This is a genomic window from Pseudomonas sp. LAMO17WK12:I10 (assembly GCF_900215185.1).
Taxonomy (GTDB): Bacteria; Pseudomonadota; Gammaproteobacteria; order Pseudomonadales; family Pseudomonadaceae; genus Aquipseudomonas; species Aquipseudomonas chlororaphis.
This window is the reverse complement of record NZ_OBDX01000032.1, coordinates 26,152-48,816: the sequence shown is the minus strand read 5'-3', so window position 1 is coordinate 48,816 and position 22,665 is coordinate 26,152. Positions and strand designations below refer to the sequence as shown.

Sequence of the window (22,665 nt, the reverse complement as noted above, 5' to 3'; positions counted from 1 at the left end):
AGGCCCTGCAAGGCATCAGCGTGCCGCCCCAACCGCAGATCATGGTGGATCTGCAGATGGAGCAGTACATGCCCGACCCTGACCTGGAAGTGATCGCGCGGCTGATCTCCCAGGACCCGGGCCTCTCCGGCGCCCTGCTGAAAATCGTCAACTCGCCGTATTACGGGCTGAGCAACAAGATCGCCTCGATCCAGCGCGCGGTGAACCTGCTGGGCAGCCGTTCGATCATCAACCTGATCAACGCGCAGTCGATCAAGGGCGAGATGAGCGACGAAACCATCGTCACCCTCAACCGCTTCTGGGACACCGCCCAGGATGTGGCGATGACCTGCCTGACCCTGGCCAAGCGCACCGGCTCGCAAGCGGTCGACGAGGCTTATGCCCTGGGCCTGTTCCACGATTGCGGCGTGCCGCTGATGCTCAAGCGCTTCCCCGACTACATGACGGTGCTGGAAGAGGCCTACGCCAGCGCGGGCCCCGAGAACCGCGTGGTGGATACGGAAAACCGTGTGTTCAACACCAACCACGCGGTGGTCGGTTACTACACGGCCAAGTCCTGGCGCCTGCCGGAGCACGTGACCAATGCGATCGCCAATCACCACAACGCCCTGGCGATCTTCAGCGACGAGTCGTCGCGCAACAGCCAGCTGAAGAACCTGCTGGCGATCCTGAAAATGGCCGAGCATATCTGCGCGTCCTACCGGGTGCTGGGCAATCAGGTCGATGACCACGAATGGAGCAGCATCGGCCATCTGATCCTCGATTACGTCGGCCTGTCCGACTACGACTTCGAGAACCTCAAGGAAACCGTGCGCGAACTGGGCGCGCACTGATTCCCGACCACGTTATAGAGAATACGAGGCGCAACATGCCTGAATTACCGGAAGTCGAAACCACCCGGCGCGGTATCGCGCCGCACCTGGAAGGGCAGCGCGTCAGCCGCGTGATCGTGCGCGACCGGCGTCTGCGCTGGCCGATTCCGGAGGACCTCGATGTGCGCCTGTCCGGCCAGCAGATCGTCAAGGTCGAGCGCCGCGCCAAGTACCTGCTGATCAATGCCGAAGTCGGCACCCTGATCAGTCACTTGGGCATGTCGGGCAACCTGCGCCTGGTGGAGGTCGGCTTGCCGGCGGCCAAGCACGAGCATGTCGACATCGAGCTGGAGTCCGGTCTGGCCCTGCGCTACACCGACCCGCGGCGCTTTGGCGCGATGCTCTGGAGCCTCGACCCGCTCAATCACGAGTTGCTGATCCGCCTGGGGCCGGAGCCGCTGACCGACCTGTTCGACGGCGAGCGCCTGTATCAGCTGTCGCGGGGACGTTCGATGGCGGTCAAGCCGTTCATCATGGACAACGCGGTGGTGGTGGGGGTGGGCAATATCTATGCGACCGAAGCGCTGTTCGCCGCCGGCATCGACCCGCGTCGCGAAGCCAAGGGGATTTCCCGGGCGCGCTACCTGAAGCTGGCGATCGAGATCAAGCGCATCCTGGCCGCGGCCATCGAGCGCGGCGGCACCACCCTGCGCGACTTTATCGGCGGCGACGGGCAGCCGGGCTATTTCCAGCAGGAACTGTTCGTCTACGGGCGCAGCGGGGAGCACTGCAAGGTCTGTGGCACGGGGCTGCGGGAGATCAAGCTGGGGCAGCGCGCGAGCGTGTATTGCCCTAAATGCCAGAGCTGATCGCCTGTAGCCGCTGCCGAAGGCTGCGATAGGTCCGTAGGACCTGTGGCGATCTTACTGGCGTCGCGGCCGTTTCGGCCGATCGCAGCCTTCGGCAGCGGCTACGGTCGCAAGTCTCGATGGCTGTGTTATGCCTTGCCGGTGATCTTCCGGTACTTGGCCATCAACTCTTCTTCGGTTTCCGGATGGGCCTCGTCCAGCGGGATGCAATCCACCGGGCAGACCTGCTGGCATTGCGGCTCGTCATAGTGGCCGACGCATTGGGTGCACAGGTTCGGGTCGATCACGTAGATCTCTTCGCCTTGGGAAATCGCGGCGTTCGGGCACTCGGGTTCGCAGACGTCGCAGTTGATGCAATCGTCGGTGATGATCAGGGACATGGGGCACTCCGGCCGGGGCGGCGGGCCCAGGCATTTGAAAAACCAATGGCGCAATTGTGCCGCATTGGCGAGCGCAGTGCACGCGGGCGCGATGGGAGGGGCGTTTGCAGGTCGACTGCGCGGAAGCTGGCGCGGGCTGCGCCAGCTTCCGCGGGGGTTATTTCTTGAAGCGCAGGGTCAGGGCGTCGGCCACGGCCGGATGCACGAACTTGCTGATGTCGCCGCCCAATGCCGCGATTTCCCGGACCAGGGTCGAGGAAATGAACGAATAACGCTCCGACGGCGTGAGGAACAGGCTTTCCACGTCCGGCGCCAGTTGGCGGTTCATGTTGGCCAGCTGGAATTCGTATTCGAAGTCCGAAACCGCCCGCAGCCCCCGCAGGAAGACATTGGCGTTCTGCTCCTTGGCGAAATGCGCCAGCAGCGTGGAAAAACCGACGACTTCAACGTTCGGCAGATGCTTGGTGACCTCGCGAGCCAGTTCCACACGCTGTTCCAGGGGAAAAAGCGGGTTTTTCTTCGGGCTGGCGGCGACGGCGATGATCACATGATCGAACAGGCGCGAGGCGCGTTCGACCAGATCGCCATGGCCCTTGGTAATAGGGTCGAAGGTACCTGGGTACAACACTCGGTTCATCGCGTCGTCCTGGCGGGAGTCCGTTGGGGAGTCGGATGGTATCGCAGCCTTTCCGGTCGGCCAAGTCGCCTGTAACGGAAGAAAGCACTATAGACGACGAAAATAAGCGGCGTTTTCACCCGCTTTTCAGCCGTTCGGCCAGGGCCGTGGCCAGTTGCGCGGTCAGGCCGTAGACCGACAATTGCGGATTGGCGCCGATGCTGGTGGGGAACAGCGAACCGTCGTGGATCGACAGATTGGCCAGCTGGTGATGCCGGCCCAGGCTGTCGGCGACGGCGTTCTTCGGGTCTTCGCCCATGGCGCAACCGCCCATCACATGGGCGCTGCCCAGGCGGGTGCGGTACAGCGCAAGGTTCAGGCCGTCGATCAGTGTCTTGGCCTCGGCCAGGGTCTTCACGTAGCGGGCATCGCTGTGTATCGGCATGACTGCCTTGGCGCCGCCGGCGAACTGGATCTGCGCCATGCTGTGAAAGGCCCGGCGCACGCCGTCCCAGGCGTAGTCCGAGACCTGATAGTCGAGCACCGGCGAGCCGTCGCCGCGCAGTTCCACGCTGCCGCCGCTGCTGTCCGGGTGAAAACCGTCGCGCAGCAGCGCGAGCATGGCGTGGGTATGGGGCAACTGCTGCATGTTCAGGGCGCTCTGCGGGCCGAAACCGCCGAGCAGGGTGGTGGCCAGCGCCGGTTGCAGCGGCGGCACCTCGAGCTTGTAGGACATTTTGCCGGTAGTACCGTCCAGCCACTGGAAATGATCGGAGTAGATCGACTGCGGCGCCCCGTAGAACGGGTTGATCACCTGGTCGAACAGCCCGGCGGAAAAGTTCACCAGGTGCAGGAAGGTACGTTTGCCCAGGCGCTTGTGCGGGTCGGCCGCGTCGGAGCGCAGCAGCAGGGCCGGGCTGTTGATCCCGCCACCGGCCAGCACGTAGTGCCGGGCCTTGACCTTGATGGCGTGCCCGGTGGGCGCCACGCAGCGCTCGTCCATGGCCAGGCAGAGCAGGCTCTCGACCTGGTCGCCCTTGATTTGCAGGCGCTCGACGCGGGCCAGGTACAGCAGCTCGCCGCCTTTCTCCAGGGTCGCGGGAATGGTGGTGACCATCATCGACTGCTTGGCGTTGGTCGGGCAGCCCATGCCGCAATAGCCGAGGTTCCAGCAGCCGCGCACGTTGCGCGGGATCACGTGCCAGCTGTAGCCGAGCTTCTCGCAGCCGATCCTGATCACGTCGTTGTTGGCGTTGGGTGGCATGATCCAGGGGGTGACGCCCAGGCGTTGCTCCATTCTTTCGAACCAGGGCGCCATTTCGGCCGGACTGTGGCCCTTGACGTCGTGCTCCTTGGCCCAGTGCTCCAGGGTCGGCTCGGGGGTACGGAAGCTGGACGTCCAGTTGATCAGGGTGGTGCCGCCGACCGCGCGGCCTTGCAGGATGGTGATGGCGCCATCCTTGCTCATGCGGCCGATGCCTTCCTGATAGAGGCTGGCGTAGGCCTGGTCCTCGAGCATCTTGAAGTCGTCGCTGGTCTTGAGCGGCCCTTCCTCGATCAGCAGCACCTTGTAGCCGGCGGCGCTGAGGATCTCGGCGGTGGTGCCGCCGCCCGCGCCGCTGCCGATGATGGCGACATCCGCTTCGAGGGTCAGGTCCTCCTGCAATTGCGAACCGTTGTAGGTTTTCCAGCCTCGGGCCAAGCCTTCGCGAAACAGATCGGGTACGGGCATATCAGGCGCTCTCTTGTTGTTCTGGGGCTTCTGGGTGCTTGTGTAGCCGCTGCCGAAGGCTGCGACAAGGTCCGTAGGACTTTCCGAGGGCTCTAGGAGCGCGTCTCCTGCGGAGCCGATCGCAGCCTTCGGCAGCGGCTACAGAATGAGCAGTCTTCAGATCCTGGGCGGCCCGGGATAACCGCAATGGGCCCAGGATTCGGGGCGGCTGTACCAGGCCATCATCACCAGTTGCAGCAGGGACGCGTGGCCCATGCGCAGCAGGCTGAGGGAGCTGTTTTCCCAGCGCTTGAGGAAGTGCCGGATATCGTCGGCGCTGGCGTTCTCCCAACGGCCCCAGATGCCGGTCAGGGGGCCGCGCGTGATGCCCATGCCCAGCACGTCGAACAGCTGCTGGGTGAGCTTGAGCATTTCCGGCGACAGGTGGTCGAGGCTGTGATCCAGGCTTTTCAGGGTGGCGTCGAGCGCCGCTGGCAGCTTCTCGGCGGCCACGGCACCGTCGAGCATGACCGGAAGCAGCGCCCGCAGAATCGGCAGGTCGCTGCTACGCAATGCGGCAAAGCCGTTGGCAGGGGTACTGGACGAGCAACCGCTGAGGCTGGCGCCGAGGCCGGCGGTGGTCAGGAACGCGCTGGCGCACAGGCCGATTTTCAACAGGCCACGGCGCGACAGTACGGGTGCGGCAGGCAGGCTGGGGGTCATTATTGTTATTACCCGGCAATGGTCTGGTTAACGGATGAACAGCTTCTGGATCAGCTTCTGGATCGGTTTGCCGTAGGGCGGGTAGATCAGCCGCGCGGCATTCAGGCGCTGCTTGCTCAGCACCCCCTTGGCCTTGCTGAAGGTCAGGAAACCCTCGTGACCGTGGTAATGGCCCATGCCCGAGTGGCCGATGCCGCCAAACGGCATGTCGTCCTGGGCGACGTGCAGCAGGGTGTCGTTGAGGCAGACCCCGCCCGAGTGGGTTTCGTTGAGTACCCGGTCCTGCTCGGCCTTGTCGTAGCCGAAGTAATAGAGCGCCAGCGGGCGAGGGCGCTGGTTGATGTAGGCGAAGGCCTGGTCCAGGCCGGTGTAGGGCACGATCGGCAGGATCGGGCCGAAGATCTCATCCTGCATCACCGTCATGTCGTCGCTGACATTCAGCATCAGGCTGTGGCCCATGCGCCGTTCCTGGTTTTCTTCGAACAGCGGGATCAGCAGCGCGCCCTTGCTGGTGGCGTCGCTGATGTAGCTGTTCAGGCGCGCCAGCTGCCGCGGGTTGATGATCGCGGTGTAGTCGGGGTTGTCGACCAGGGTCGGGAAGAAACCACGGACCACCTGGCGATAGACGTCGACGAAGGCGCCGACGCGGTGTTCCGGGACCAGCACGTAGTCCGGGGCGACGCAGGTCTGGCCGGCGTTCATGGTCTTGCCGAAGGCGATGCGTTCGGCGGCGTCCTTGAGCGGTACGTCGTCGGACACGATGGCTGGAGACTTGCCGCCCAGCTCCAGGGTCACCGGGGTCAGGTTTTCCGCCGCGGCGCGCATCACATGCTTGCCGATGCTGGTGGCGCCGGTGAACAGCAGGTGATCGAAGGGCAGCCGGGAGAAGGCCACGCCCACGTCGGCTTCGCCCAGCACCACGGCGACCAGGTCCTCGGGGAACGCCTTGGCCAGCAGGCGCTTGAGCAGCAGGCCGGTGGCGGGGGTCGATTCGCTGAGCTTGAGCAGCACCCGGTTGCCGGCGGCGAGCGCGCCCACCAGCGGGCCGATGGCCAGGTACAGGGGGTAGTTCCACGGCACGATCACCCCGACCACGCCCAGTGGCTGGTAGACGACCTTGGCCGAGGCCGGCTGGAAGGCCACGCCGACCTTGCGCCGCGAAGGTTTCATCCAGCCCTTGAGGTGTTTGCTGGCGTAGTGGATGCCATGCAGGCTGGGCATGATTTCGGCGAACAGGGTTTCGTCGGCGCTGCGATGGCTGAAATCTTCGCTGATGGCATCGATCAGGGCCTGGCGTTCGCTGTCGAGCAGCTCGCGCAGGCTCTTGAGCCATTGCTGGCGCTGGGCGGCCGGCGGCATGGGGTTGGCCGCGAAGGCCTGGCGCTGGGCGGCGAACAGACGGTGGAGCTCATCCAGCTGCTGGTGGGCTTCCGGCAAGTAGGCGATTTCGGCAGGCATGGGCGGCTCCGGGTTTGTGGGTGGGAGATTTTTAGAGTTTATGCTCTAAAATGTCAAATGACATCCCGGGTCGGCTTTGATTTATCCCGTTGGGGATAGGTCGTAAGATGCCGGGCAACGCCTTCTCGATTAAAGCCCACGCTCATGGCCCCACGCATAAAAACCCGCGAACGTATCGTCCAGAACAGCCTGGAGCTGTTCAACCAGCAGGGCGAACGCAGTGTCAGCACCAATCACATTGCGGCCCACATGGAGATTTCGCCGGGCAACCTGTATTACCACTTCCCCAACAAGCAGGCGATCATCGCCGTGCTGTTCTGCGAGTACGAAGCCCTGGTCGACAGCTTCCTGCGCCTGCCCCAGGGCCGTACCGTGACCGTCGAGGACAAGCGCTATTACCTGCAGGAGCTGCTGGCCGCCATGTGGCGCTATCGCTTCCTGCATCGCGACCTGGAGCACCTGCTCGACAGCGACGCCGAACTGGCCGCCCGTTATCGGCGCTTCTCCCAGCGCTGCCTGATCCACGGCACGGCGATCTACGAAGGTTTCGTCGAGGCCGGCATCCTGCGGATGGACAAGGTGCAGATCGAGTCCCTGACCCTCAATGCCTGGATCATCCTTACCTCCTGGGTGCGTTTTTTGTGCACCACCCGGGAAAACTCCGCGCACCTGAGCGAAGAAGCCATCAAGCGCGGCGTGTATCAGGTGCTGGTGCTGGAAGCCGGATTTGTCACCGACCACGCCCGGGAGGCGGTCGACGCGCTATACGACGAGTTTTACGTGCCCCTGGCGCAAGCCCTGGAAGAAGTGCAGTAGGATCTGGATCAAGTCATCGTTCAATTACTGGAGCCCGTCATGCCCATCGCGCAACTGATCAGTCCACAGCAATTGGCCGCTCGCCTGGAGCAGCCCGGGCTGGTGATTCTCGATTGTCGTTTTGCCCTGGAAGACCCGGATTACGGCCAGCGCAGTTATGCCAGTGGGCATCTGACCGGCGCGCATTTTGCCGACCTGGAGCGCGACCTCAGTGGCCGGGTAGTCAAGGGCGTGACCGGGCGCCATCCGTTGCCCGAACCGGCGACGCTGATCGCGCGCCTGCAAGCCTGGGGCATCGACGCCGACAGTGACATCGTGCTTTACGACGACGGCCCCGGTGCCTATGCCGCCCGTGCCTGGTGGCTGCTGGCCTGGCTGGGCAAGCGCGACGGCGTGTTCATTCTTGATGGCGGCCTGAAAGCCTGGCACGCCGCGGGCCTGCCGTTGAGCCTGGATCCACCGGCCAATGTCCCCGGCCACTTCACTGGCCAGCCCGACCAATCCCTGCTGTTGAGTGCCGAGCAACTGCAAAAGCGCCTCGGCCAGCCGACCCTGACCCTGCTCGACGCCCGCGCCCAGCCGCGTTTTCGCGGCGAAGTGGAGCCGATCGACCCGGTGGCCGGGCATATCCCCGGCGCGCAATGTGCGGCTTTCACCGACAACCTGGACAGCGACGGCCGTTTTCTGCCGGCCGATCAGCTCAAGAAGCGCTTTGCCGCGAAGCTGGGCGAGCGTTCGCCGAGCGAACTGGTGGCGTACTGCGGCTCGGGCGTGACCGCCTGTCACAATCTGTTTGCCCTGTGCCTGGCCGGTTATCCCCTGGGCAGGCTGTATGCCGGCTCCTGGAGCGAATGGATCACCGATCCGCAGCGCGCAGTCGCCACGGGCGACTGAGCCAAAACCATTCCTGTAGGAGCGAGCTTGCTCGCGAAAAAATCCTTTCGGCGGCGTGTTCTGCCAGAAATAGCGCGCCGTCTGCAAGGGAGGATCGCGAGCAAGCTCGCTTCTACAAGGGAGTGTTGGTTCAGAGGGACTGGCGGGCGCTGCGATAGGCCGCCGGCCCCACGCCGTAGACCTGCTTGAACTGCCGGCTCAGATGGCTCTGGTCGGCGAACCCCAATTGTGTCGCCACTTCCAGCGGCAGGCAGCCGTCGCGCAGCAGTGCCCGGGCCTGGGCGATGCGCTGTTGCATCAGCCAGGTGTGCGGCGGCATGCCGGTGGCGCGGCGGAACACCCGGGCGAAATGGAAAGGCGAGAGATTCACCGCCGCGGCCAGTTCCTCCAGGGAGGGCGGGGCTGCCAGCTGCGCTTGCAGCAACTCCTTGGCCTGGACGATCGCCCGGTGTTCCCGCCCGGGTTTGCCCGGCGCCTTGACCCCGGCGTGACGCCGCAGCAGCAAGAGCATCATTTCCCGCCACAGGGTCTGTTGTTGCAGGGCGGTGGCCGGGCTTTCCAGCAGTTGATGCAACTGGCAGAAACCGCTGACCAGATCGGGGTCGCGATACAGCGTGGCGCCGAAGGCCGGCAGGCTGTCGGTGGGCAACTCCAGTTCGCCGAGCATGGCGAGGATCTGCGCGTTGTCCGGATAAAACGCCCGGTACAGCCAGCCGTCCTCGGTGCCTTTGTGGCCGGTGTGCAGCTCGTCCGGGTTGATCAGCACCAGGGTGCCACGCCCCGCCAGATGCTCGGCGCCGCGATAACGGTAGCGCTGGGCGCCGTCCATGATCATGCCGATCACATAGCCGTCATGCACATGGGGCACGAAGCGATGTTCGATGTAACGTGCGGCCAGCAACTCCACGCCAGCCAGAGGCGCGGTTTGCCAGAAACGGATCGACTCGCCCTGGCCGCCGTTCATCGCAACTGGCCCCCCAGGCCGGACAGCCACTGGGGAATGCGCCGCTCCAGGTAATAACCCGGAGTCTTCACCGAACCCTCGACAAAACCGACGTGCCCACCCTTGGCCTGCAGCTCGAAGTGGGTGGTGTTGGACAGCTCGCGGGCTTCCGGCAGGCTGTGGGGGAACACGAAAGGATCGTCTGCGGCCTGGATAATCAGGGTTTGCGTTCGGATTTCGCCGAGGAAATAACGGCTGGAGGCGCGCCGGTAATAGTCCTGGGCATCGGCGAAGCCATTCAGCGGCGCGGTGACCCGGCCGTCGAAGTCCCAGAAGGTGCGCATCTTCTCCAGCGGCCCGAGCCGCTCCAGCACGGCCAGGCCCTCATGGTGCCCGTCGTGCTGGAACTGGCGCTGCTTGTCCTTGATGTAGGCCAGCATCTCGCGCATGAAATGCGCCTGGTAGACCTTGGAAAACCCCTGGCCGATGCGGTCGGCGCACTGGTCCAGGCGAAACGGCACCGACACCGCGACGGCGCCTTGCAGCTGGCTGGCGCTGCCGCTTTCCCCCAGGTGCTTGAGCAATACATTGCCGCCCAGTGAGTAGCCCACCGCGAACAGCGGGGCCTGCGGGCGTTTGCTGCGCAGGTGGTCGATGGCGGCGGCCAGGTCTTCGCTGGCCCCCGAGTGGTAACTGCGAGGCAGCAGGTTGGGTTCGCCTGAGCAGCCACGCCAGTTCAGCGCCGCGCTGGCCCAGCCCTGGCTCGCCAGGGCCTTTTGCAGGCCGGCCACGTAAGGCGAGTTGGAAGAGCCGGTCAGGCCGTGCAGCACCAGCACCAGGGGCGCGGTGGCGGAGTGCGGGCCGTGCCAGTCGAGATCGAGAAAGTCGCCGTCGTCGAGCCACAGGCGTTCGCGCTGGCGCTCGAGGTGAGTGGTCTTGCGCCACAGCGGGCCCCACAGGGTCTGCAGGTGCGGGTTGCCGAGGCCGAAGGCGGGAATGAAACGATCTGACGGAGTAGGCACGGTGATTCTCGTCGCAGCGGTGCGCGTCCCCGGCGGGGCTGCGCACCTTTTCAGGCCAGTGGTTTAACCGGCGATCTCTGCCGTACGTTGCCACAAGGCGTAGTACACCTGCCCGGATTTTTGCTCGCGGTGCAGGCGCCAGTTCGCCGGGAGGCCGAGGGTCGAAGGCGCGGTTTCACTTTCGGTATAGACCCAGGCGTCGTCGGCCAGCCAGTCGCGTTCTTCCAGCAGGGCACAGGCGGCCGGCAGCAGGTTCTGATGGAACGGCGGGTCGAGGAACACCAGGTCGAAACGGCTGGCCGGCTGGGTTTCCAGATAACGCAGGGCGTCGGCGGTCTGCACCTGGCCGACGGTGCAGCGCAGGGTGCCCAGGTGTTCGCGCAGGCGCGACACGGCCAGGTTGCTGGCATCCAGCGCCTGGCCCATGGCGGCGCCACGGGACAAGGCTTCGAGAAACAGCGCGCCGCTGCCGGCGAACAGGTCGAGCACCTTGGCCCCGGCGACATAGGGCGCCAGCCAGTTGAACAGGGTTTCGCGCACCCGGTCCGGAGTCGGGCGCAGGCCCGGTACATCGGGGAAGCTCAGGCGGCGGCTGCGCCACTCGCCGCCGATGATGCGCAGTTGGCCCACACCGTTGTGCTGGTTATGGACGGGTTTCTTGCTGGGACGCGATGGGCTGGCCATTAGTGCTCCGGAACCCCGAGCGGCTGCTCGGTGGGTTTGTCAGTAGGGGCCGGCAGCGGCTTTTGCGGCACGGTCGGGCCGGCGGTGACGATGACTATCTTGTCGGCGCTCAGGTGCTTGTTCAGTACGTCCCGGACCTGCTCCACGGTCAGGCTCTGGGACTGCTGCATGAAGTCTTCAAGATAGCTCAGCGGCAGGTTGTAGAAGCCGATGGCGCCCAGTTGGCCGACGATGTCGGCGTTGCTGGCGGTGGACAGCGGGAAGCTGCCGGCCAGTTCGCGCTTGGCGTCGTCGAGTTCCTTCTGGGTCGGGCCAGTCTTGAGGTAGTCGGCGAGCACGTCCTGCACCAGCTTGAGGGTACCCTCGCTCATTTCGGCACGGGTCTGCAGGTTGATCATGAACGGGCCACGGGCCTGCATCGGGCTGAAGCCGGAATAGACGCCGTAGGTCAGGCCGCGCTTCTCGCGCACTTCACTCATCAGCCGGGTGCCAAAACCACCACCGCCAAGGATCTGGTTGCCCAGGGACAACGCGGCGTAGTCCGGATCGTCACGATCGATGCCCAGTTGCGCCAGCAGCAGGCTGGTCTGGCTGGAGGGATATTCGATATGGCCGATGCTGGCCTGTGGCTCGCTCGGTTGCGGGATTTTCGCCAGCGCCGGGCCTTTGGGCAGGGCGGCGGAGATCTGCGCGGCAATCGCCTCGGCATCGCTGCGCGACAGGTCGCCCACCAATGCGATCACCACGTTGCCGGCGGCATAGGCCTTGGCGTGGAACGCCCGCAGTTGGGCCAGGCTGATCGGCGGCACGCTCTGCGCGGTGCCATCGCTGGAATGGGCATACGGATGGCTGCCGTACAGGCGCTTCATCAGTTCCAGGCTCGCCAGCTTGCCGGGGTTCTGCTTCTGGTACTCGAAGCCGGCGAGCATCTGGTTCTTGATGCGCGCCAGGGAGTCGGCCGGGAAGGTCGGCTTGCCGACGACATCGGCGAACAGCTGCAGGGCCGGCGTGCGTTTGTCCGGCGCGCTGAGGCTGCGCAGGGACGCGATGGCCATGTCCTTGTAGGCACCATTGCCGAAATCGGCACCCAGGCCCTCGAAACCTTCGGCGATCGCGCCGACATCCTTGCCGGCCACGCCTTCGTTGAGCATGGCGTTGGTCAGCATCGCCAGGCCCGGCGCGTCGCCATCCTGGCTGCTGCCGGCGGCGAAGGTCAGGCGCATGTCGAACATCGGCAGCTCATGGGCTTCGACGAACAGCACCTTGGCGCCTTCGGCGGTGCTCCAGGTCTTGATGTCGAGGCTGCGGTGGCTTGGGGCCTTGCCGTCGAGCTCGGCCAGGGATTGCAGCTTTTGGCTGCTCTTGGCCTTGTCCAGCGCCTGGCTGGCGTCGGATGGGGCCGCGCGCAGCAGATACAGGCCGGCGGCGGCGATCAGGGCCACGAGTGCCAGGCCGAGCAGGACCGGGCTGGCGCTTTTGCGCTTACTCATGAGCGGACTCCTCAGGCAATACGTGGGCAACGCTCAGGCGTTCGCGGGTGAAATAGGTACGAGCGGCCTTCTGGATGTCTTCAGGGGTCACGCTTTGCAGTTCGGCGAGTTCGGTGTCCATGAGTTTCCAGGACAGGCCGACGGTCTCCAGCTGGCCGATGGCGGTGGCCTGGCTGGTGATGGAGTCACGTTCGTAGACCAGGCCGGCGATCACCTGGGCGCGCACGCGTTCCAGTTCTTCGGCGGTCGGCGGGGTGGTTTTCAGCTCTTCGAGCAGGCGCCACAGTCCGGCTTCGGCCTGGGCGATGGTTTTCTTCTTCTGGCTGTTGGGCATGGCCGAAAGCAGGAATAGGCTGTCGCCGCGGGTGTAGGCGTCGAAGCTCGACGAGCCGCCGGACACCAGCTCTTCGCCGCGCTCCAGGCGCGTCGGGATGCGGGCGCTGTAGCCGCCGTCGAGCAGCGCGGCGATCAGGCGCAGGGCATGCACCGAATGCTTGTCTTCGGCGGTGGCGATGCTCGGCACGTTGAAGGCCAGCATCACGCTCGGCAGCTGGGTCTTCACCCGCAGGGTGATCTGCCGCTCGCCGGGCTCGGCCAGTTCCAGGGGAATCTTCGCCGCGGGCACGGCGCGCTTGGGAATGGCGCCGAAATAACGTTGGGCCAGGGTTTTGACTTCGTCCGGGGTCACGTCGCCGACCACCACCAGGGTGGCGTTGTTCGGCACGTACCAGGATTCATACCAGTGGCGCAGTTCCTCGACCTTCATCCGGTTGAGGTCGGCCATCCAGCCGATGGTCGGTGTGTGGTAGCCGCTGGCCGGGTAGGCCATCGCCTTGAAGCGCTCGAAGGCCTTGGACATCGGCTTGTCGTCGGTGCGCAGGCGGCGCTCTTCCTTGATCACTTCGATTTCGCGGCTGAACTCGTCGGGCGGCAGGCGCAGGCTGGCCATGCGATCGGCTTCCAGCTCGAAGGCCACGCCCAGGCGGTCACGAGCCAGCACCTGGTAATAGGCGGTGAAATCGTCGCTGGTGAAGGCGTTCTCTTCGGCGCCCAGGTCGCGCAGGATCAGCGAGGCTTCGCCGGGGCCGACCTTTTCGCTGCCTTTGAACATCATGTGTTCCAGGGCGTGGGACAAACCGGTCTGGCCTGGGGTTTCGTAGCTGGAGCCGACTTTGTACCAGACCTGGGAGACCACGACCGGAGCCCGATGGTCTTCGCGGACCACGACCTTGAGGCCGTTGTCGAGGGTGAATTCGTGGGTGGGTTGTGGATCGGCAGCCAAGGCTGAAAGGGGCAGACAAACCGTACTGAGCAGCAGGCCTGCGGCGCGGCGGGCTAGAGCATTCATTCGTTTTTTAAACCTGTTGGACTGCCCGCTTGGTCTTAGCGTCGGCGGGCGAGGAGATGCTAGGATACTGATCCGTTTTACTGGCGGCCACGCCTATCAGGTTCGCACGGATCAATGTGTGCTTGAGCAGGTTGTATGGGTTCCCGGCAAGAAGTGCTGTTTTATCGACTAGACTTCGACTTTTCGCCGATTTTGCCGTTTCAGTCCTTTAGTAAAATCGATCCTTGAGATGCCATTGGGCACCTCGACAAAATGTTGCGCGTGAACAAGCCGGCGGAAACGCAGTCTGTTCTGCATCGAATATTTATTTGCCGGTGCGCCTTGATGGCGCGTCGCTACCTTGAGATAGCCGTCCTCCATGTTTGGTTCCAACGACGACAAGAAGACCCCAGCCGCGGCTGGCGAGAAGAAAGGCCTGTTCGGATGGCTGCGCAAAAAGCCGCAGGAAACCGTCGTTGAACAGCCACAAGTCCCTGTCGAGCCTGCCCCGGCTCCCGCTCCCGTGATAGAACAAGCCCCGGTTGCCGAGGCCGCGGCTCCTGTGGCGTTGCCGATCGCCGAGCCGATCCGGCAGCCTGAACAGCCCGCACCAGCGGCCGAACCTGCTCCTGCGCCAGAACTGCCGCTGACCCCCGATCTCGAGCACAAGCCCTGGCTGACCCTGCCGGTGGCGGAAGAGCCGGTGGCGCTGGTGGAAGACGGGCAGGCGCCGCACATTACCCCGCCGATTCCGGCCGCGACCGATCTGCAGCAAGCCGCCGAGCTGTTGGTGGCTGAGCTGGCACACAGCAGCGAGCCAACTGAAGCCCAGGTGCAGATTGAAGCAGAGGATGTGCCGCAACCGGTGATCGCGGCTTTCGTGAAACCCGAACCTGTTCCAGAACCGGAGCCTGCCCCGGTTGTCGTTGCTTCAGTCGCGCCAGTCGCGGCGGTCGAAGCGCCCGCTGTCGCCGAGCCGCCCCGTGCCGAGGAAAACAAAGTCGGCTTCTTCGCTCGCCTCAAGCAGGGCCTGTCCAAGACCAGCGCCAGCATCGGCGAAGGCATGGCCAGCCTGTTCCTGGGCAAGAAGACCATCGACGACGAGCTGCTGGAAGATATCGAAACCCGCCTGCTGACCGCCGACGTGGGCGTGGAAGCCACCGCGGTGATCATTCGGAACCTGACCCAAAAGGTCGCGCGTAAACAGCTGACCGACGTCGATGCGCTGTACAAGTCGCTGCAGGCCGAGCTGGCGAGCATGCTCAAGCCGGTGGAGCAGCCGCTGCGGATCGCTTCGCAAACCAAGCCGTTCGTGATCCTGGTGGTGGGCGTCAACGGCGCCGGCAAGACCACCACCATCGGCAAGCTGGCCAAGAAGCTGCAGCTCGAAGGCAAGAAGGTCATGCTCGCCGCGGGCGACACCTTCCGCGCCGCGGCCGTGGAACAGCTGCAGGTCTGGGGCGAGCGCAACAAGATCCCGGTGATCGCCCAGCACACTGGCGCCGATTCGGCTTCGGTGATTTTCGACGCCGTGCAGGCCGCCAAGGCCCGTGGCATCGATGTGTTGATCGCCGACACCGCCGGTCGCCTGCACACCAAAGACAACCTGATGGAAGAGTTGAAGAAGGTTCGCCGGGTGATCGGCAAGCTGGACGCCGACGCGCCGCACGAAGTGCTGCTGGTGCTCGACGCCGGTACTGGCCAGAACGCCATCAACCAGGCCAAGCAGTTCAACCAGACGGTCGAGCTGACCGGCCTGGCCCTGACCAAGCTCGATGGCACCGCCAAGGGTGGGGTGATCTTCGCCCTGGCCAAGCAGTTCGGCCTGCCGATCCGCTACATCGGCGTCGGTGAGGGCATCGACGACCTGCGTACCTTTGAAGCCGAACCCTTTGTCCAGGCACTGTTTGCCGAGCGGGAGCGTTCATGATTCGTTTCGAACAGGTCGGTAAGCGTTACTCGAACGGCCATGTCGGCCTGCATGAGCTGAGTTTCCGGGTTCGTCGCGGCGAGTTTCTGTTCGTCACCGGCCACTCCGGCGCCGGCAAGTCCACGCTGCTGCGGTTGCTGCTGGCCATGGAGCGTCCAACCAGCGGCAAGCTGCTGTTGGCCGGTCAGGACCTGAGCACCATCAGCAATGCGCAGATTCCATTCCTGCGGCGGCAGATCGGCGTGGTGTTCCAGAACCACCAACTGCTGTTCGATCGCACCGTTTTCAACAATGTCGCCTTGCCGCTGCAGATCCTCGGCCTGTCCAAGGCTGAAATCGCCAAGCGCGTGGACTCGGCCCTGGAGCGCGTGGCGCTCTCGGACAAGACCGATCTCTACCCGGGCGACCTGTCCACCGGTCAGCAGCAGCGTGTCGGCATTGCCCGCGCCATCGTGCACCGCCCGGCCTTGCTGCTGGCGGACGAACCCACAGGTAACCTCGACCCGCGTCTGGCGGCGGAAATCATGGGCGTATTCGAAGATATCAACCGTCTGGGCACCAGTGTGCTGATCGCCAGTCACGACCTGGCGCTGATCGCGCGCATGCGTCACCGCATGCTGACCCTGCAACGCGGCCGATTGATCGGCGACGGGGAGGCTGGCGTATGAGTGCGACCCGTAGCCCCAAAGTGGCCGAACGCGTGGCTCCGAAAGCCTCGGACCAGCCGCCGCAGAAGAAAAAGCGCGACGAAGACGACGGCCCGGATTTCGGCACCCTGTTGCATGCCTGGATCGAAAGCCACCGCGCCAGCCTGCTGGACAGCCTGCGCCGCCTGGGCAAGCAGCCGATCGGCAGCTTCTTCACCTGCCTGGTGATGGCCGTGGCCCTGAGCCTGCCGATGGGCTTGTCGTTGTTGCTCAACAATGTCGAGCGCCTGGGCGGGTCCTGGCAGCGCGCGGCGCAGATTTCCCTGTACCTGGAACTCGACGCCAGCGCCACCGAGGGCGAAAGCCTGAGCGAGCAGATCAAGGCCATGCCGGGCGTGGCGGATGCCGAGTTCATCAGCAAGGACAAGGCCCTGGACGAGTTCCAGCAGCAGTCCGGGCTGGGCGAGGCGCTCAAGGAGTTGCCGCAGAACCCGCTGCCGGGCGTGGTCCTGGTCACGCCGAACGAAGTGGACAAGGCAACCCTGGAAGCCTTGCGTCAGCGCCTGGCAGAAATGCCCAAGGTGCAACAGGCGCAACTGGACCTGGTGTGGGTCGAGCGGCTGGCGGCGATCCTCAAGCTGGGTGACCGGTTTGTCTTCGGTCTGACGGTGTTGCTGGTTTCCGCATTACTTTTGGTGATAGGCAATACCATTCGTCTTCATATTGAAAACCGCCGCACCGAGATAGAAGTGATTAAACTCGTCGGCGGCACGGACAGTTATGTGCGGCGTCCCTTCCTTTATATGGGCGCCCTGTATGGCTTCGGTGCGGGGATTCTGTCCTGGGGTGTTCTGGCGTTCGGCCTCGATTGGCTGAACGACGCGGTAGTGGGGTTGGCCGGCTTGTACGGCAGTGATTTCGCCCTGGCTGGCGTGCCGGTCGCCGATGGTCTATCACTCTTGCTTGGCGCGGTGTTGTTGGGGTATATCGGTGCGTGGATTGCGGTCGCCCGTCACTTGCGGGAGCTGGCGCCGAAATAGTGTCTTTTTGCTTGTATTGACCTTTTAGAATTTTTGGGAACTTGTTTTGCGGTTTCCGGTCAATTTTCAGCAGTGCTGAATAAGCACGAGTTATGTGAGTCGGAGGTTTTTTCGTATGACCACTTCTTTGCAACCTGCTTATGCCTTGGTCCCGGGTGCGAACCTGGAGGCCTATGTGCACACGGTGAACAGCATTCCACTGCTGACGCCCGAGCAGGAGCGTGAACTGGCCGAGAGTCTCTACTATGAGCAGGATCTTGAGGCGGCTCGGCAGATGGTGCTCGCCCACCTGCGTTTTGTCGTACATATCGCCCGTAGCTATTCCGGCTACGGTCTGGCCCAGGCCGACCTGATTCAGGAAGGCAACGTCGGCCTGATGAAAGCTGTAAAACGCTTCAACCCGGAAATGGGTGTGCGTCTGGTTTCGTTCGCCGTGCACTGGATCAAGGCGGAAATCCACGAGTTCATCCTGCGTAACTGGCGCATCGTGAAAGTCGCGACCACCAAGGCCCAGCGCAAGCTGTTCTTCAACCTGCGCAGCCAGAAGAAGCGCCTGGCCTGGTTGAACAACGAAGAAGTCCATCGTGTGGCGGAAAGCCTCGGTGTGGAGCCGCGCGAAGTGCGCGAGATGGAAAGCCGCCTGACCGGCCATGACATGGCCTTCGACCCAGCCGCCGAAGCGGATGACGACAGCGCCTTCCAATCGCCGGCCAACTACCTGGAAGACCACCGGTACGATCCGGCCCGTCAGCTGGAAGATGCCGACTGGACCGACAACTCCACCAGCAACCTGCACGAGGCGCTGGAAGTGTTGGACGACCGCAGCCGCGACATCCTCTACCAGCGCTGGCTGGCGGAAGAGAAAGCCACGCTGCACGACCTGGCGCAGAAGTACAACGTGTCGGCCGAGCGTATTCGTCAGCTCGAGAAGAGCGCGATGAACAAGCTCAAACTGTCGATTGCCGCGTAAGACGCCACGCAATAAAAAACGCCCCGATCCGATCGGGGCGTTTTTGTTTGTGGCGTTGGCGCTGTGGTGTCTGTGGGGACGTTATCGCGAGCAAGCTTCGCTCCTACAGAAGAAGACGCGGGCCTGTAGCGCGATCAGATCCTGGGCGTCACTGCGCCCACAGCGCCTTGCGCGAATCGTTCAGGCCCAGCAGGTAGCTGTCGCCACCCAACTGGCTCATCTGCCGGCGGATCCAGCCGGCCCGTTGTGCCACGTAGCTGCTCGGATGGCTGGCGCTCCATACCCGAGGGTTGGGCAGGACCGCGGCAAGCAGGCTGGCCTGTTGCCGCGACAGCGAGCCCGCGCTGACACCGAAGTGATGCCGCGCCGCGGCCTCGGCGCCAAATACGCCTTCGTCCCACTCGGCGCTGTTGAGGTAGACCTCGAGAATCCGTTGTTTGGGCCAGAAGATCTCGATCAGTCCGGTGAACCAGGCTTCCAGCCCTTTGCGCAGCCAACTGCGCCCAGACCACAGGAACAGGTTTTTCGCCACCTGCTGGCTCAGGGTGCTGGCGCCGCGAATCGAGCCCCCGCGCTCGTTGTGGGCAAAGGCGGCCTGGATCGCGCCAATGTCGAACCCCCAGTGCTCAGGGAACTTCTGGTCTTCGCCGGCGATCACCGCCACCTTCAGGTCGTCGGAGATTTCGTCCCAGGGTTTCCAGCTGCGTTGCAGGTCGATGGGCTCGCCGTCGATCCAGGATTCGATCTTGCGTTCGACCATCAAGGCCGTGCCCGGAGGCGGTACGACGCGGAACACCAGCACCAGCAAAACGCTGCCGACGGCGAACCAGAGCAGGGCTTTAGAGAAACGACGGAAAAATAAACGCAGCATAGAGATGGCTTGGCCGAACCCATTGAGCGCGCCATTATACAGGCCCGACCGACGATTCTGACTGGAGTTCCTCATGCTGCGTGGCTTCCTGATGCTGGCCGCCTTTTTCGGCTTTACCGGCGTTGCCCTGGGCGCATTTGCCGCCCACGGCCTGAAAAATCGCCTGAGCGCGGAATACCTGGCGATTTTCCATACCGGCGTCACCTACCAGCTGGTGCATGCCCTGGCGCTGCTGGCGGTGGCGCTGCTGGCCACGCAGATTCCCGGCCGCCTGGCGACCTGGGCCGGCGGTTCGTTCGCCAGCGGCATCCTGCTATTTTCCGGCAGCCTCTACCTGCTGACCCTGACCGGTTTCAGCAAGCTGGGCATCGTCACCCCCTTCGGTGGCCTGGCCTTCCTGGTCGGCTGGTTATGCCTGGGTCTTGCCGCCTGGCGGTTGAGCTGACCGGCAGGTCCATTTCGAGACGAATGGCTTGGGTCGGCCAGACTGATCGGGCTAGAATGCTGGCCCCTAAAAATGATGGCGGCATTCGGCATGCGCATTCAATTGAACGGCGAATCCTTTGAACTGCCCGACGGCGAAACCGTTGCGGCCCTGCTGACCCGTCTGGACCTGACCGGACGCCGGATCGCGGTCGAACTCAACCTGGATATCGTCCCGCGCAGCCAGCACGCCGAGACCACCCTCAACGAGGGCGATCAGGTCGAAGTGGTACACGCCATCGGCGGCGGCTAGCCACCCGGGCCAGGGCTGGCCCCACCCACGTATTCTGCAAGAACCTCACCCCAACAGAGGATTTCCGATGAGCAACGTTCGCAGCGACAAGCCTTTCGTCCTGGCCGGTCGTACTTACCAGTCGCGTTTGCTGGTAGGCACCGGCAAGTACCGTGACATGGAAGAAACCCGCCTGGCCATCGAAGCCTCGGGGGCCGAGATCGTCACCGTCGCCGTGCGCCGGACCAATATCGGGCAGAACCCGGGCGAACCGAACCTGCTGGATATCCTGCCGCCGGATCGCTACACCATCCTGCCGAACACCGCTGGCTGCTATGACGCGCTCGAGGCCGTGCGCACCTGCCGCCTGGCCCGTGAGCTGCTCGACGGTCACAATCTGGTGAAGCTGGAAGTGCTGGCCGACCAGAAAACCCTGTTCCCCAACGTGCTGGAAACCCTCAAGGCCGCCGAAGTGCTGGTCAAGGAAGGTTTCGACGTGATGGTGTACACCAGCGATGACCCGATCATCGCCCGCCAGCTGGCGGAGATGGGCTGCATCGCGGTCATGCCGCTGGCCGGCCTGATCGGTACCGGCCTGGGGATCTGCAACCCGTACAACCTGCAGATCATCCTTGAAGAAGCCAAGGTCCCGGTGCTGGTGGATGCCGGTGTCGGCACTGCCTCCGACGCCACCATCGCCATGGAACTGGGTTGCGAAGCGGTGCTGATGAACTCGGCCATCGCCCATGCGCAACAACCGGTGCTGATGGCCGAAGCCATGAAGCACGCCATTGTGGCAGGCCGCCTGGCGTACCTCGCCGGCCGCATGCCGAAGAAACTCTATGCCAGCGCCTCCTCGCCGCTGGATGGTCTGATCAAGTAAGAGCCATTGATGACTGAATCAAACGACACGCCAATCCAGCCGGAAGCCGGCGACGAGCGCCAACACCGCCGCATCAAGAGTTTCGTGATGCGCGCCGGGCGCATGACCGAAGGCCAGCAGCGCGGCCTGGAGCAGGGCGCGCCGCTGTATGTGCTGCCACTGGCCGACGCGCCGGTGGATTTCGATCAGGTGTTTGGCCGCTCGGCGCCACGCTCCCTGGAAATCGGCTTCGGCATGGGCCACTCGCTGCTGGAAATGGCCGCGGCCGCGCCGGAGCAGGATTTCATTGGTGTGGAAGTGCACCGTCCGGGTGTCGGCGCGTTGCTCAACGGCGTGCTGACCCAGGGCCTGACCAACCTGCGGGTCTACGATTGCGATGCGATCGAGGTGCTCAACCGCTGTATCGCCGATAACAGCCTGGATCGCCTGATGCTGTTTTTCCCCGATCCGTGGCACAAGAGCCGTCACCACAAGCGGCGTATCGTCCAGGCGTCCTTCGCCGAGCTGGTGCGCAGCAAGCTGAAGGTCGGCGGCATCCTGCATATGGCCACCGACTGGGAGCCTTATGCCGAGTACATGCTGGAAGTGATGAATGTCGCGCCGGGTTATCGCAACCTGGCCGAAGACGGCAAGTGCGTGCCGCGCCCGGCCGAACGCCCGATCACCAAGTTCGAGCGCCGCGGCGAACGCCTGGGCCATGGGGTGTGGGACCTGAAGTTCGAAAAGCTGGCGTGAGCCCTGCTGTGTAGGAGCATCCGGTCGATGCTCGATTGCTCGCGATCGGCTGCCAGGCTGAAAGATAGCGGCGCTGCGAAGTCCGCTATCGCGAGCAAGCTTCGCTCCTACAGGGGCGAGAGGAAATCGACGGGAACGTGATCGGTCAGCCAGACCCCGTTCTCCGCCTGATAGAACTTGAAGCCCTGCGCCTGCATGTCCTGTGCGGCGATCTTGAGTACCACCACCTTCCCGTAACGCTGCCCCACTGCTTCGGCGGTCGCCAGGTCCTGTGACAGGTGCACGTGATGACGTGAGCCTGGGATCAGGCCTTTCTCGTTGATCGAGTCCATGAACCGCGTGGCGGTGCCGTGGTAAAGCACGGCCGGTGGCTGCTGTTCAGCGAGCTGCAGGTTCACGGTCTTGCCGGAATGGCCTTGCACGGCGCGGATACGCTGGCCGTCCTCGGACAGGGCAAAGCGTTTCTTGTCGTTGCTGGCGACCACCTCGGTGATCAGTTCGGGCGTCAACTGGCGTCCTTCCCTGGCTGCACCGCCGATCAAGGCCTCGACTTCGGCCCAGCCTTCGCTGTCCAGCCGCAGGCCAATCGCCTGCGGCTCGTGACGCAGCACGTAGCTGAGGAACTTGCTGGTGTCGTCCAGGCGCTTTTTACTCATGTTCTGCATATCCCTGCATTTCGTATTCAGTAGGCGCGAGCGGGCGGCGATCCGACTTGCTCGCGATGCCCGCCACGGGTAATGCCTGACACAGCACGTCATCGTTCATCGCGAGTAAGCTTCGTTCCTCCGGGGCGCGGCTTATCGACGGTCGGCGACGACACCGATCAGCACCAGCACCACCAGCAGCACCGGCGCCAGGCTGTAGTTGTTGAACTGGCTCAGGCCGCGGACGATCCACGGCGTGGCGTAGATCAGCGCGGCGCCGCTGCCGATCATGCACAGCAACGCCATCATCGGTACGCGCAGGGCGCCGGCGAGGCCACCCAGGCGTGCTTCGACCCAGCCCTTGATATCGGCGCCGAACAGCACCAAGAGGCAGCCGACGAGGGCCAGGGAGATTTCTGAAAGGTTGCTGCGACTCCAGCGGGACACGGTAGCGAGCAGGTCGAGTATCAAATCCATTCGTTTTC

General features: G+C 64.0%; 26 protein-coding genes. 12 read left to right on the top strand and 14 right to left on the bottom strand.

What is annotated here, in order from left to right:
* Positions 1-20 precede the first annotated feature (20 nt).
* Entirely contained in the window at positions 21-833 is an 813-nt protein-coding gene (locus CRO75_RS26975) for an HDOD domain-containing protein (RefSeq protein WP_164486322.1), read from the top strand.
* Positions 834-868: 35 nt separating this feature from the next.
* Positions 869-1,681, top strand: a complete 813-nt coding sequence (gene mutM / locus CRO75_RS26970) for a bifunctional DNA-formamidopyrimidine glycosylase/DNA-(apurinic or apyrimidinic site) lyase (protein WP_097139337.1) — start codon at positions 869-871, stop codon at positions 1,679-1,681.
* A 128-nt stretch (positions 1,682-1,809) separates the two neighbouring features.
* On the opposite strand, the gene CRO75_RS26965 is transcribed toward mutM, so the two are convergent.
* The 5 genes from CRO75_RS26965 to CRO75_RS26945 form a co-directional block, all read right to left on the bottom strand.
* Positions 1,810-2,061, bottom strand: a complete 252-nt coding sequence (locus CRO75_RS26965; RefSeq protein WP_007921257.1) for a YfhL family 4Fe-4S dicluster ferredoxin — start codon at positions 2,059-2,061, stop codon at positions 1,810-1,812.
* A gap of 157 nt (positions 2,062-2,218) precedes the next feature.
* On the bottom strand, positions 2,219-2,698 hold the full coding sequence (coaD, locus tag CRO75_RS26960) for a pantetheine-phosphate adenylyltransferase (RefSeq protein ID WP_003229157.1): 480 nt from the start codon (positions 2,696-2,698) through the stop codon (positions 2,219-2,221).
* Positions 2,699-2,813: 115 nt separating this feature from the next.
* On the bottom strand, positions 2,814-4,409 hold the full coding sequence (locus CRO75_RS26955) for a GMC family oxidoreductase (RefSeq protein ID WP_097139335.1): 1,596 nt from the start codon (positions 4,407-4,409) through the stop codon (positions 2,814-2,816).
* 156 nt (positions 4,410-4,565) lie between these two features.
* Complete coding sequence (locus CRO75_RS26950) at positions 4,566-5,111, bottom strand: twin-arginine translocation pathway signal protein (RefSeq protein ID WP_097139333.1); 546 nt, start codon at positions 5,109-5,111, stop codon at positions 4,566-4,568.
* A gap of 27 nt (positions 5,112-5,138) precedes the next feature.
* A complete protein-coding gene (locus CRO75_RS26945; RefSeq protein ID WP_097139332.1) occupies positions 5,139-6,569 on the bottom strand; it encodes a coniferyl aldehyde dehydrogenase in 1,431 nt (476 codons plus the stop codon).
* Positions 6,570-6,713: 144 nt separating this feature from the next.
* Here CRO75_RS26945 and CRO75_RS26940 point away from each other — a divergent pair, with 144 nt between their 5' ends.
* The gene (locus CRO75_RS26940; protein WP_009046046.1) at positions 6,714-7,385 is read left to right on the top strand and encodes a TetR/AcrR family transcriptional regulator; all 672 of its coding nucleotides are present in this window, start codon (positions 6,714-6,716) and stop codon (positions 7,383-7,385) included.
* A gap of 39 nt (positions 7,386-7,424) precedes the next feature.
* Entirely contained in the window at positions 7,425-8,279 is an 855-nt protein-coding gene (locus CRO75_RS26935) for a sulfurtransferase (RefSeq protein ID WP_097139329.1), read from the top strand.
* 130 nt (positions 8,280-8,409) lie between these two features.
* Here CRO75_RS26935 and CRO75_RS26930 read toward each other — a convergent pair whose 3' ends face one another.
* The 6 genes from CRO75_RS26930 to CRO75_RS32900 all read right to left on the bottom strand — a co-directional run bounded on the left by CRO75_RS26930 (position 8,410) and on the right by CRO75_RS32900 (position 14,126).
* Complete coding sequence (locus CRO75_RS26930; protein ID WP_053262997.1) at positions 8,410-9,243, bottom strand: AraC family transcriptional regulator; 834 nt, start codon at positions 9,241-9,243, stop codon at positions 8,410-8,412.
* On the bottom strand, positions 9,240-10,244 hold the full coding sequence (locus CRO75_RS26925) for a hydrolase (RefSeq protein ID WP_097139327.1): 1,005 nt from the start codon (positions 10,242-10,244) through the stop codon (positions 9,240-9,242). The genes CRO75_RS26930 and CRO75_RS26925 overlap by 4 nt, the downstream gene beginning before the upstream one ends.
* A 63-nt stretch (positions 10,245-10,307) precedes the next feature.
* A complete protein-coding gene (rsmD, locus tag CRO75_RS26920) occupies positions 10,308-10,928 on the bottom strand; it encodes a 16S rRNA (guanine(966)-N(2))-methyltransferase RsmD (protein ID WP_009046042.1) in 621 nt (206 codons plus the stop codon).
* Positions 10,928-12,418, bottom strand: coding sequence for a pitrilysin family protein (locus CRO75_RS26915; protein ID WP_097139326.1), 1,491 nt, complete (start codon positions 12,416-12,418; stop codon positions 10,928-10,930). Before CRO75_RS26915 ends, rsmD begins: the two co-directional genes overlap by 1 nt.
* Complete coding sequence (locus CRO75_RS26910) at positions 12,411-13,766, bottom strand: pitrilysin family protein (RefSeq protein WP_007921220.1); 1,356 nt, start codon at positions 13,764-13,766, stop codon at positions 12,411-12,413. The genes CRO75_RS26915 and CRO75_RS26910 overlap by 8 nt, the downstream gene beginning before the upstream one ends.
* A gap of 168 nt (positions 13,767-13,934) precedes the next feature.
* Positions 13,935-14,126 (bottom strand): hypothetical protein, encoded by a 192-nt coding sequence (locus tag CRO75_RS32900; protein ID WP_158245997.1) that lies wholly within the window; start codon positions 14,124-14,126, stop codon positions 13,935-13,937.
* Between CRO75_RS32900 and ftsY the strand changes: the two genes are divergently transcribed.
* From ftsY to rpoH, 4 genes are all read left to right on the top strand, one after another.
* The gene (gene ftsY / locus CRO75_RS26905; RefSeq protein ID WP_097139324.1) at positions 14,125-15,675 is read left to right on the top strand and encodes a signal recognition particle-docking protein FtsY; all 1,551 of its coding nucleotides are present in this window, start codon (positions 14,125-14,127) and stop codon (positions 15,673-15,675) included. The two genes, CRO75_RS32900 and ftsY, sit on opposite strands and share 2 nt — an antisense overlap.
* Entirely contained in the window at positions 15,672-16,343 is a 672-nt protein-coding gene (gene ftsE / locus CRO75_RS26900; RefSeq protein WP_007921216.1) for a cell division ATP-binding protein FtsE, read from the top strand. The genes ftsY and ftsE overlap by 4 nt, the downstream gene beginning before the upstream one ends.
* The gene (gene ftsX, locus CRO75_RS26895) at positions 16,340-17,362 is read left to right on the top strand and encodes a permease-like cell division protein FtsX (protein WP_009046038.1); all 1,023 of its coding nucleotides are present in this window, start codon (positions 16,340-16,342) and stop codon (positions 17,360-17,362) included. The genes ftsE and ftsX overlap by 4 nt, the downstream gene beginning before the upstream one ends.
* A gap of 115 nt (positions 17,363-17,477) precedes the next feature.
* Positions 17,478-18,332, top strand: coding sequence for an RNA polymerase sigma factor RpoH (gene rpoH, locus CRO75_RS26890; RefSeq protein WP_007921212.1), 855 nt, complete (start codon positions 17,478-17,480; stop codon positions 18,330-18,332).
* A gap of 148 nt (positions 18,333-18,480) precedes the next feature.
* On the opposite strand, the gene mtgA is transcribed toward rpoH, so the two are convergent.
* On the bottom strand, positions 18,481-19,203 hold the full coding sequence (gene mtgA, locus CRO75_RS26885) for a monofunctional biosynthetic peptidoglycan transglycosylase (RefSeq protein WP_092419711.1): 723 nt from the start codon (positions 19,201-19,203) through the stop codon (positions 18,481-18,483).
* Between the two features lie 73 nt (positions 19,204-19,276).
* Between mtgA and CRO75_RS26880 the strand changes: the two genes are divergently transcribed.
* The 4 genes from CRO75_RS26880 to trmB all read left to right on the top strand — a co-directional run bounded on the left by CRO75_RS26880 (position 19,277) and on the right by trmB (position 21,536).
* Positions 19,277-19,648, top strand: coding sequence for a DUF423 domain-containing protein (locus CRO75_RS26880; RefSeq protein WP_097139322.1), 372 nt, complete (start codon positions 19,277-19,279; stop codon positions 19,646-19,648).
* Between the two features lie 90 nt (positions 19,649-19,738).
* Positions 19,739-19,939: a sulfur carrier protein ThiS gene (gene thiS / locus CRO75_RS26875; protein ID WP_007921206.1), complete on the top strand. Its 201-nt coding sequence runs from the start codon at positions 19,739-19,741 to the stop codon at positions 19,937-19,939.
* A gap of 67 nt (positions 19,940-20,006) precedes the next feature.
* Positions 20,007-20,801, top strand: a complete 795-nt coding sequence (locus tag CRO75_RS26870) for a thiazole synthase (RefSeq protein ID WP_009046034.1) — start codon at positions 20,007-20,009, stop codon at positions 20,799-20,801.
* Between the two features lie 9 nt (positions 20,802-20,810).
* A complete protein-coding gene (gene trmB / locus CRO75_RS26865) occupies positions 20,811-21,536 on the top strand; it encodes a tRNA (guanosine(46)-N7)-methyltransferase TrmB (protein WP_016704842.1) in 726 nt (241 codons plus the stop codon).
* Between the two features lie 107 nt (positions 21,537-21,643).
* On the opposite strand, the gene CRO75_RS26860 is transcribed toward trmB, so the two are convergent.
* Positions 21,644-22,192, bottom strand: coding sequence for an RNA 2'-phosphotransferase (locus CRO75_RS26860; RefSeq protein ID WP_097139375.1), 549 nt, complete (start codon positions 22,190-22,192; stop codon positions 21,644-21,646).
* A 141-nt stretch (positions 22,193-22,333) separates the two neighbouring features.
* Positions 22,334-22,657 carry a DUF3392 domain-containing protein gene (locus CRO75_RS26855; RefSeq protein WP_007921199.1) on the bottom strand — a complete coding sequence of 108 codons (324 nt, stop codon included), beginning with the start codon at positions 22,655-22,657 and terminating at the stop codon, positions 22,334-22,336.
* Positions 22,658-22,665: the final 8 nt, after the last annotated feature.